Raw genomic sequence first — 9,326 nt, 5'->3', positions numbered from 1 at the left:
CGAAGAAGGCCTTGGAGTCGTCACCGAAGCCGCAGGAGCCGTCCTCGTTCTCGTACGCGCCGGCGGCGAAGGCCACGCCCTGGGCGGTGGGCGTCTTGGCGTCGACGGTCAGGCGCAGCTTCACGTCGGCCTGGCCGCCCTTGGCGAGGGCGCCGAGCTCGATGCCGTCGAACTCCTCGGAGAGCGGGCTCCACGCCGGGTTCTTGGCGGAGGACCACTCGACGGTGATGAACTTGTTCCAGCCGCTCGGCGGCTCCTCGTTCTCGTCGATCTCCTCCCAGTCGGTGGGGAGGGTCGCGGCGAAGGCGTAGGCCTCGACGGCGTCGAGGGTGCGCTCGGAGGTGTTCCTGACCTTCAGCGAGAACACCGCGCTGGTCCCGGCGGTGACGCTGGTGGGGCCGGTCACCTGGACGGCGAGGGCCTCGCCCTCCTCGCACTCCTCGGGCAGCTCCTCGAAGCCCGCGAGGGCGTCCCGGGCGTCGGCGAGCTCCTGCTTGGCCAGCTTCAGCCTCTCACCGAGGATGTGGGCCTTCTTCGCCAGGGCGACGACGGCGTCGTCGAACGCGGTGTCGGCCTTGTCGTGGCGGAGCTTGGCGGCGGCCAGGGTGGCGGCGGCTTCCTCGACGGCCTTCTTCGCGTCGGCGACGGCCTTCTCGGCGTCCGCCTTCTCCTGCCCGGTGGCCGTCCCGGGCAGCTTCTTCAGGGCGTCCTCGGCCGCGACGAGGGCCGTGTCGGCGGCGGTCTTGGCGTCCTGGGCGGTCTTGAGGGCCTCCTTGGCGGCGGCGAGCTCGGTCTTGAGGGCCTCGTCGATGTTGTTCTCGTCGAGGTCCTTCAGGACCGCCTTGCGCTGCGCCTCGAGCTCGGCGACCTTGGCCCGCGCCTTGTCGACGGCCTCCTCCAGCTCCTCCAGGGACGGCTTCTCCCCGTCCTCGTGGGTCGCGGGGGCCTGCGTCCGCGCGGGCGTCGGGGTGGGTGCGGCGAAGGCGGGGCCGGCCGAGAGGAACACGACCGGCGTGGTGACGGCGGCGGCGACGGCGGTCGCCAGGATGCGGCGGATCTTCACAGGTGTGGGCCTTTTCCTGGTCAGAGGAACTGCGAGAAGAGTGTGGTGGGGCGCGCGCCGGCGGCTTGCTCACGCGGGCGCGGCGCCACGCTGATCGTAGGGGGCCGCACCATCGCGCGGGGGCCGCTTTCCCGCAGCTCGGGCGGGGGTCCGGCGCCGCTCCGACCGCAAAGCGCCCGAAGCGGGACAGTTGCCCACGGAGGCCCCGGTTTCTCTGTGATCCATGTCATCCGCGCCCGGCGGCCCGCCCCGTAACGTGTCCCCCACACACGTGGAAAGCGAGGCACGCAGCCATGCCCGAGCACAGCCCGCTCGACCTGGCCGAGGGCGACCCCTTCGGCCCGCACAACCTCCCGTACGGCGTCTTCTCGACCGCCGACGAGCCCGGCCGGCGCAGGCTCGGCGTCCGCATCGGCGGGTACGTGCTGGACGCGGGGGCCGCGGCGCACGCGCTCGGCTCCCCGTACGCCACGCTGCTCGCGCAGCCGAGCCTCAACCCGCTGCTCGCCGCGGGCCGGACGGCCTGGCGTGATGTGCGGCGGGCGCTGACGGCCTGGGTGACGGTGCCGGCGCACCGCCCCGACATCGAGCCGCTGCTGCACCCGCTGGACGCGGTGACGCTGCACCTGCCGTACGAGGTCGCGGACTACGTGGACTTCTACGCGAGCGAGCACCACGCCACGAACGTGGGCCGGATCTTCCGTCCCGACGGTGAGCCGCTGACCCCCAACTGGAAGCATCTGCCGATCGGTTACCACGGCCGTGCCGGCACGGTGGTGGTTTCCGGGACCGATGTCGTACGGCCTTCCGGGCAGCGCAAGGCGCCGTCCGACGCGGCCCCCGTCTTCGGCCCGTCGGTGAAACTGGACATCGAGGCGGAGGTCGGCTTCCTCGTCGGCACCCCGTCGGAGCTGGGCCGGCCGGTCCCGCTGAGCGACTTCCGGGAGCACGTCTTCGGTCTGACGCTGCTGAACGACTGGTCGGCGCGGGACGTGCAGGCCTGGGAGTACGTGCCGCTGGGCCCGTTCCTGGGCAAGTCGTTCCAGACCTCGGTGTCGGCGTGGGTGACGCCCCTGGAGGCGCTGGACGCGGCCCGGACCGCCCCGCCGGCGCGGGACTTCCCGCTGCTGCCGTACCTGGACGACGCGGGCGAGGAGGAGCCGGGCGGCTTCGACCTGCGGATCACGGTGGAGATCAACGGCGAGGTGGTCGCCGAGCCGCCGTTCTCCACCATGTACTGGACGGCGGCCCAGCAGCTCGCCCACATGACGGTGAACGGCGCCTCGCTGCGCACGGGTGACCTGTACGGCTCGGGGACGGTGTCCGGGCCCGAGGTGAACCAGCGCGGTTCGCTCCTGGAGCTGACGTGGAACGGCCGGGACGCACTCGAACTCGCCGGTGGCAAGCGGACGTTCCTGGAGGACGGCGACGAGGTCGTGCTCACGGCGTGGGCGCCGGGCCCGGACGGCACGCGCGTGGCGCTGGGCGAGGTCCGGGGCCGGATCGTTCCTTCCGCCTGATCGGAGGCCGCCCGGCGGTCGTACCGCGCTCCCACGGGGGCCGTACGACCGCCGGGCGGCCGCCCGTCAGAGGAGCCGCCAGAGGGCGGGCGCGTTCGGCGGCTCCCAGCCGGCCTGGGCGGTGTGCGCCTGGAGGCAGGCGTATCCCCGGCCGCCGTACGTCACGGAGTCGCCGGGCCGGTAGGCGGTTCCGGCGGCCCAGGTGCCGCCGGGCGTCCCGGTGGGGGTCGGCGTGGGGCTCGGGCCCGGGTGCTGCGGCACGTTCAGGACGAAGTCGAAGGCGGCCTCCCTGGCGCCGCCCGCGTCCCGCACGGTCATGAGCAGCCGGGGGTCGAATATCGAGTCGGTGTTGTTGCGGGGTTCGCCCGGGAAGTACAGCTGGGTGGTGAGCACCGGGCGGCCGGGGGCCTGGACCTTGACGTGGATGTGGCGGGTGCGGCCCGGGTAGAGGCCGGGGACGATCGTGCTGAGCCGGAAGGCGCCGCTCGCGTCGGTGAACTGGTGGCCGCGGAAGCGGAATCCGGTGTTGTCGTAGGCTCCGTTGACGTCGGCCTGCCAGAAGTCGAGCAGGGCACCGGCGACCGGCCGGCAGGCGAGGCCGAAGACGTAGCCGCTGACGGTGAGCCGGGTGCCGGGTGTGCTCGCGTCCACCAGGCTGGTGCGGCGGGGCGAGTTCGGCTTGAAGTACGGGCCTTCCGTCTGCGGGGGCGTCGGGTCGTCGCCGTCGTCGCAGGCGGGGGTGAGGGCGGGCGGCACCTCGCTCCCGGTGAGGGTGCGGGCGAGCGCGGGGACGCCCATGAGCACGGCGGGCGCGGTGAGTCCTGCGGCGAGCGCGGCGCGCAGGACGGCCTTGCGGGTGACGTGTCCGGTGCCGCCGGTCTCGCTCTCGATGTTCCTGTCCATACCGGTGCCTGCTCCTCTGGTGGGGGCTGCGGGATCGGCATCGAACCTAGGCGCGCGGGTCGGCGGGGACGAGGGACGCAGTGCGGTGGTCGTGGTGTTTTCGGAAGTCACCCGGGCTGAGGCCGGTCTCGCGCCGGAAGAAGCGGCAGAAGTAGGCGGGGTCGGCGAACCCGACCCGGGCCGCGATCTGCCGTACCGTCAGTTCGGTTGCGGTGAGGAGCCGTTGGGCCTCGCGCGTCCGGGCCTCGCGGAGCAGGGCGGCGGGGGTACGTCCGGTGGCGGCGCGCACGGTCTCCGCGAGGTATCCGGGCGTCACCCCGAGCCGCTCGGCGCACTCCCGTACGGTCGGCCCCTCCGTCGCCGCCCGCCCGGCGAGCCGTACGAACTCCTCCGCGACCCCCCGTGCGGGCGCGGGCCCGGCACCGGCGCCGGGCAGTCGCGCGGCCCGGACCAGCAGCACGTGCAGCAGCGACCGCAGTACCCCGGCGAACCCGTCGTCACCGTGCCGGTACTCCTCGGCCAGCTCCTCCATGAGCAGCGCCGTGCGCCGGTGCGTCGCCTCGTCGAGGTCCACCCAGGGCCGCTCCCCCAGCCTCCGCAACAGCGCCTCGTCCCCGCCCCCGCCACCCAGGAATTCGGGGGTGAACAGCACGAGCGACCCGTCGAGCCCGCGCACGCCCTCCCAGTGGTGCACCTGCCCGGGCAGGATCACTCCCAGCTGCGGCGGGCGCACCTCGTACCGCTCCGCGTCGAGCACGTGCACCCCGCTTCCGGTGACGACGTGGACGATCTCGTAGAACGTGTGCCGGTGCGGGAACGCGGCCCGCGACATGGGACCCAGGGCGTCGAACCCCCCGGCGGCGAAGGGCACTTGCCCGGGCAGGCGCACCTCCAGGCGGTGCAGGGGCGGCTCCCCGCTCCGGGGGGTGACGCAGGGACTGCCGGGTAACGCGGTGGTACCGCGCATGGTGCGGCTCTCCTCTCGCTGGTACAGACCAATATGGCGGCCTCCACGATGGCACGGCCGGGCCCCGCGGTCACCCCCTCCAATGGGCCACCCGGCATGCGGCGGCCCCGGTGCGCGGCCGATGCCGCCGGGGTGACGGGAGCGGGGGAGAACCCGCCCGTGACGGGCGCCGCCGTAGGGGCCGCGCCACCTCCACGAGGAGCACACCCACATGTCCGCGCGTGCACTGCGACTGCCCCGAGGGCGCCTCCCGTGCCCCGGAGGGCACACCGCAGCGGTAGGCACGCGGAAGGGGCCCGGCTCGTGGTGAGCCGGGCCCCTTCCGTACGGGGTGAGCGCCCCGTCAGCGCACGAAGACGCTCGCCTGGCTCGCGAGGTCGAGGAAGTACTGGGGCGCGAGGCCCAGCACCAGGGTGACGGCCACACCGGCGGTGATGGTGGCCGTGGTGAGCGCCGAGGGCACGGCGACGGTGGGGCCGTCGGCCTTCGGCTCGCTGAAGAACATCAGCACGATCACCCGGATGTAGAAGAACGCGGCGATCGCCGAGGAGATCACACCGACCACGACGAGCGCCCCGGCGCCGCCCTCCGCCGCCGCCTTGAAGACCGCGAACTTCCCGGAGAAGCCGGAGGTGAGCGGAATGCCGGCGAAGGCGAGCAGGAAGACCGCGAAGACCGCCGCGACGAGCGGCGAACGGCGGCCGAGCCCGGCCCACTTGGAGAGGTGGGTGGCCTCGCCGCCCGCGTCCCGGACGAGCGTGACGACGGCGAAGGCGCCGATGGTCACGAAGGAGTACGCGCCGAGGTAGAACAGCACGGACGAGACGCCGCTCGGGGTGGCCGCGATGACACCGGCGAGCAGGAACCCGGCGTGCGCGATCGACGAGTAGGCGAGGAGCCGCTTGATGTCGGTCTGGGTGATGGCGATGATCGCGCCGCCCAGCATGGTGACGATGGCGACGGCCCACATGACCGGCCGCCAGTCCCAGGTGAGCCCCGGGAGCACCACGTACAGCAGGCGGAGCAGGGCTCCGAAGGCGGCGACCTTGGTGGCGGCGGCCATGAAGCCGGTGACCGGCGTCGGGGCGCCCTGGTAGACGTCAGGGGTCCACATGTGGAACGGCACCGCGCCGACCTTGAACAGGAGCCCCATCAGCACCATGGCGAAGCCGATGAGCAGCAGCACGTCGTTGCCCATGGTGGCGGCGAGCGCCGGGTCGACGGAGGCCAGGCGGCCGTCGACGACGTCGGCGATTGCGGCGTACGAGACGGAGCCCGCGTAGCCGTAGAGCAGGGCGATCCCGAAGAGGAGGAACGCGGAGGAGAAGGCGCCGAGCAGGAAGTACTTGACGGCGGCCTCCTGCGACATCAGCCGCTTGCGGCGGGCGACGGCGCAGAGCAGGTACAGCGGGAGGGAGAAGACCTCCAGGGCGACGAACAGCGTCAGGAGGTCGTTGGCCGCCGGGAAGACGAGCATGCCGGCGACGGCGAACAGGGCGAGCGGGTACACCTCGGTGGTGGTGAAGCCTGCCCTGACCGCCGCCTTCTCCTGGTCGCTGCCGGGGACGGCGGCGGCCTCGGCGGCGAAGGAGTCGACCCTGTGGCCGTGGTCGGCCGGGTCGAGCCGCCGTTCGGCGAAGGTGAGGACGGCGACGATCGAGGCGAGCAGGATCGTGCCCTGGAGGAAGAGGGCGGGCCCGTCGACGGCGATCGCACCCATGGCCGCGATGCCGGCCTTCGTGGTGGCGTGTCCGCCGGCCGCGAGGGCGACGACGGCGGCGAAGGCGGCCGCGAGGGCGAGGACGCTCAGGACGACCTGGCTGAGGTAGCGGCCCCTGCGGGGCACGAAGGCCTCGGCCAGGACGCTGAGGATCGCGGCACCGACGACGATGAGGACGGGCGCGAGCTGCGCGTACTCGATGTGCGGCGCCGGGATCTTGCCGATCGGCTCGGCGGCCGTCGTCCACAGGTCGTGGACAGCCGTTGTACTCACTTGGCCGCCTCCGCGTTCTGGATGGGCACAGCGGGCTGGGGGTCCTTCTGCTGCACGTCGGACATGGTGTGCCGGACCGCCGGGTTGACGACGTCCGTCAGGGGCTTGGGGAAGACGCCGAGGAAGATCAGGACGGCGATCAGCGGGACGACCACCGCCAGCTCCCGGGCCCGCAGGTCGGGCAGGGTCTTCACCTCTTCCCTCACCGGCCCGGTCATCGTCCGCTGGTAGAGGACGAGGGTGTAGAGCGCGGCGAGGACGATGCCGGTGGTGGCGACGACACCGGCCACCGGATAGCGGGCGTAGGTGCCCACGAGGACCAGGAACTCGCTGACGAAGGGGGCGAGTCCGGGCAGGGACAGGGTCGCGAGGCCGCCGATGAGGAAGGTGCCGGCGAGGACCGGGGCGACCTTCTGCACACCGCCGTAGTCGGCGATGAGCCGGGAACCGCGCCGGGAGATGAGGAAGCCGGCGACCAGCATGAGGGCGGCGGTGGAGATGCCGTGGTTGACCATGTAGAGCGTGGCGCCGGACTGGCCCTGGCTGGTCATCGCGAAGATGCCGAGGACGATGAAGCCGAAGTGGGAGATCGACGCGTAGGCGACCAGCCGCTTGATGTCCCGCTGGCCGACCGCGAGCAGCGCGCCGTACACGATGCTGATCAGGGCGAGGACGACGATCGCCGGGGTGGCCCACGTCGAGGCCTCGGGGAAGAGGCCGAGGCAGAAGCGGAGCATCGCGAAGGTGCCGACCTTGTCGACCACGGCGGTGATGAGGACGGCGACCGGTGCGGTCGCCTCCCCCATCGCGTTCGGCAGCCAGGTGTGCAGCGGCCACAGCGGCGCCTTCACCGCGAAGGCGAAGAAGAAGCCGAGGAACAGCCACCGCTCGGTGCTGGTGGCCATCTCCAGCGAGCCGTTGGCCCGGGCCTCGGCGATCTCGGTGAGGGAGAAGTTCCCCGCGACCACGTAGAGCCCGATGACGGCGGCCAGCATGATCAGCCCGCCGACCAGGTTGTACAGCAGGAACTTGACTGCCGCGTACGAGCGCTGGGCCGCCGCGTTCTCGTCGGAGCCCGCGTGGGCCCGGTCGCCGAAGCCGCCGATGAGGAAGTACATCGGGATGAGCATGGCTTCGAACAGGATGTAGAAGAGGAAGACGTCGGTGGCCTCGAAGGAGAGGATCACCATCGCCTCGACCATGAGGATCAGGGCGAAGAAGCCCTGGGTCGGCCGCCACCTCTTCGAGGACGTCTCCGCGGGGTCGGCGTCGTGCCAGCCGGCCAGGACGATGAAGGGGATCAGCAGGGCGGTGAGGCCGATGAGCGCGACCCCGATGCCGTCGACGCCCAGTTCGTAGCGGACCCCGAAGTCCTTGATCCAGGCGTGCGATTCGGTCAGCTGGTACCGCTCGCCGCCGGGCTCGAACCGTACGAAGATCACGGCGGCGAGCGCGAGCGTGGCGAGCGAGACGAGCAGCGCCAGCCATTTGGCGGCGGTACGGCGGGCGGCGGGCACGGCGGCGGTGAGGATCGCACCGACCGCCGGCACCGCTGCCGTGACCGTCAGGAGCGGGAAGGACATGGGATTACACCGCCCTCATCAGCAGGGTCGCGGCGATCAGCACCGCCGTACCTCCGAACATGGAGACCGCGTACGAGCGGGCGTAGCCGTTCTGGAGCTTGCGCAGCCGGCCGGAGAGTCCGCCGACGGAGGCGGCGGTGCCGTTGACCACGCCGTCGACCAGGGTGTGGTCGACGTAGACCAGCGAGCGGGTGAGGTGCTCGCCGCCCCGGACCAGGACGACGTGGTTGAAGTCGTCCTGGAGGAGGTCGCGGCGGGCGGCCCGGGTGAGCAGGGAGCCGCGCGGGGCGACCACCGGGACGGGCCGGCGGCCGTACTGGAGGTAGGCGATCGTGACGCCGACGACCATCACGGCGACGGTGGCGGCGGTGATGGCTCCGGCGCTGATCGGCGGGTGTCCGTGCTCGAACCGGGTCACGGGGGCGAGCCAGTTCACGAACCGGTCGCCGATGCCGAAGAAGGCGCCCGCGCCGACCGAGCCGACGGCCAGCAGGATCATCGGGACGGTCATGGACTTCGGTGACTCGTGCGGGTGCGGCATCCGGCCCGCGGCGTGCTCGGCGGCCGGTTCGGCCCCGGGCACGGTGTCGGCGTCGGGCGCCGGCTGCCAGCGCTTCTCCCCGAAGAAGGTCATGATCATCACGCGGGTCATGTAGTACGCGGTGATGGCCGCGCCCAGCAGGGCCACGGAGCCGAGGATCCAGCCCTCGGTGCCGCCCTTGGCGAAGGCCGCCTCGATGATCTTGTCCTTGGAGAAGAAGCCCGACAGGCCGGGGAAGCCGATGATGGCGAGGTAGCCGAGGCCGAAGGTGACGAAGGTGACCGGCATGTACGTCCGCAGGCCGCCGTACTTCCTCATGTCCACCTCGTCGTTCATGCCGTGCATGACCGAACCGGCGCCGAGGAAGAGACCCGCCTTGAAGAAGCCGTGCGTCACCAGGTGCATGATCGCGAAGGCGTAGCCGATGGGCCCGAGGCCGGCCGCGAGGACCATGTAGCCGATCTGCGACATCGTCGAGCCGGCCAGCGCCTTCTTGATGTCGTCCTTGGCGCAACCGACGATCGCACCGAAGAGGAGCGTGACGGCGCCGACGATGGTCACGACGAGCTGCGCGTCCGGGGCGGCGTTGAAGATGTCGGCCGAGCGCACGATCAGGTAGACACCGGCGGTGACCATGGTCGCCGCGTGGATGAGGGCCGAGACCGGGGTCGGGCCCTCCATCGCGTCCCCGAGCCAGGACTGCAGCGGCACCTGGGCCGACTTGCCGCAGGCCGCCAGGAGCAGCATCAGGCCGAT

7 protein-coding genes are annotated in these 9,326 nt (G+C 72.1%); 1 reads left to right on the top strand and 6 read right to left on the bottom strand.

The window, feature by feature from the left end; all coding sequences use genetic code 11:
- Positions 1-1,063: peptidase (locus RIF68_RS16270; protein ID WP_309051976.1), on the bottom strand; the 1,063-nt coding region annotated here is incomplete at its 3' end.
- 293 nt (positions 1,064-1,356) lie between these two features.
- Between RIF68_RS16270 and fahA the strand changes: the two genes are divergently transcribed.
- Positions 1,357-2,583, top strand: a complete 1,227-nt coding sequence (gene fahA / locus RIF68_RS16265) for a fumarylacetoacetase (RefSeq protein ID WP_309051975.1) — start codon at positions 1,357-1,359, stop codon at positions 2,581-2,583.
- A gap of 66 nt (positions 2,584-2,649) precedes the next feature.
- Here fahA and RIF68_RS16260 read toward each other — a convergent pair whose 3' ends face one another.
- From RIF68_RS16260 to RIF68_RS16240, 5 genes are all read right to left on the bottom strand, one after another.
- A complete protein-coding gene (locus RIF68_RS16260) occupies positions 2,650-3,486 on the bottom strand; it encodes a carbohydrate-binding protein (protein ID WP_309051974.1) in 837 nt (278 codons plus the stop codon).
- A 46-nt stretch (positions 3,487-3,532) separates the two neighbouring features.
- Positions 3,533-4,453: a helix-turn-helix domain-containing protein gene (locus RIF68_RS16255; protein ID WP_309051973.1), complete on the bottom strand. Its 921-nt coding sequence runs from the start codon at positions 4,451-4,453 to the stop codon at positions 3,533-3,535.
- A gap of 343 nt (positions 4,454-4,796) precedes the next feature.
- Positions 4,797-6,446 carry an NADH-quinone oxidoreductase subunit NuoN gene (nuoN, locus tag RIF68_RS16250; protein ID WP_309051972.1) on the bottom strand — a complete coding sequence of 550 codons (1,650 nt, stop codon included), beginning with the start codon at positions 6,444-6,446 and terminating at the stop codon, positions 4,797-4,799.
- On the bottom strand, positions 6,443-8,029 hold the full coding sequence (locus RIF68_RS16245) for an NADH-quinone oxidoreductase subunit M (RefSeq protein WP_309051971.1): 1,587 nt from the start codon (positions 8,027-8,029) through the stop codon (positions 6,443-6,445). Before RIF68_RS16245 ends, nuoN begins: the two co-directional genes overlap by 4 nt.
- Before the next feature lie 4 nt (positions 8,030-8,033).
- On the bottom strand, positions 8,034-9,326 hold a 1,293-nt coding region (locus RIF68_RS16240; protein WP_309051970.1), incomplete at its 5' end, for an NADH-quinone oxidoreductase subunit L.

The organism is Streptomyces sp. (assembly GCF_031178505.1).
Taxonomy (GTDB): Bacteria; Actinomycetota; Actinomycetes; order Streptomycetales; family Streptomycetaceae; genus Streptomyces; species Streptomyces gulbargensis.
This window is presented reverse-complemented; position numbering and strand designations above follow the sequence as displayed.

Bases quoted from the DNA above. Each gene is read 5' to 3' on its own strand.
- RIF68_RS16260 (WP_309051974.1), bottom strand. From the start codon at position 3,486: ATGGACAGGAACATCGAGAGCGAGACCGGCGGCACCGGACACGTCACC.
- RIF68_RS16255 (WP_309051973.1), bottom strand. From the start codon at position 4,453: ATGCGCGGTACCACCGCGTTACCCGGCAGTCCCTGCGTCACCCCCCGG.
- RIF68_RS16245 (WP_309051971.1), bottom strand. From the start codon at position 8,029: ATGTCCTTCCCGCTCCTGACGGTCACGGCAGCGGTGCCGGCGGTCGGT.
- fahA (WP_309051975.1), top strand. From the start codon at position 1,357: ATGCCCGAGCACAGCCCGCTCGACCTGGCCGAGGGCGACCCCTTCGGC.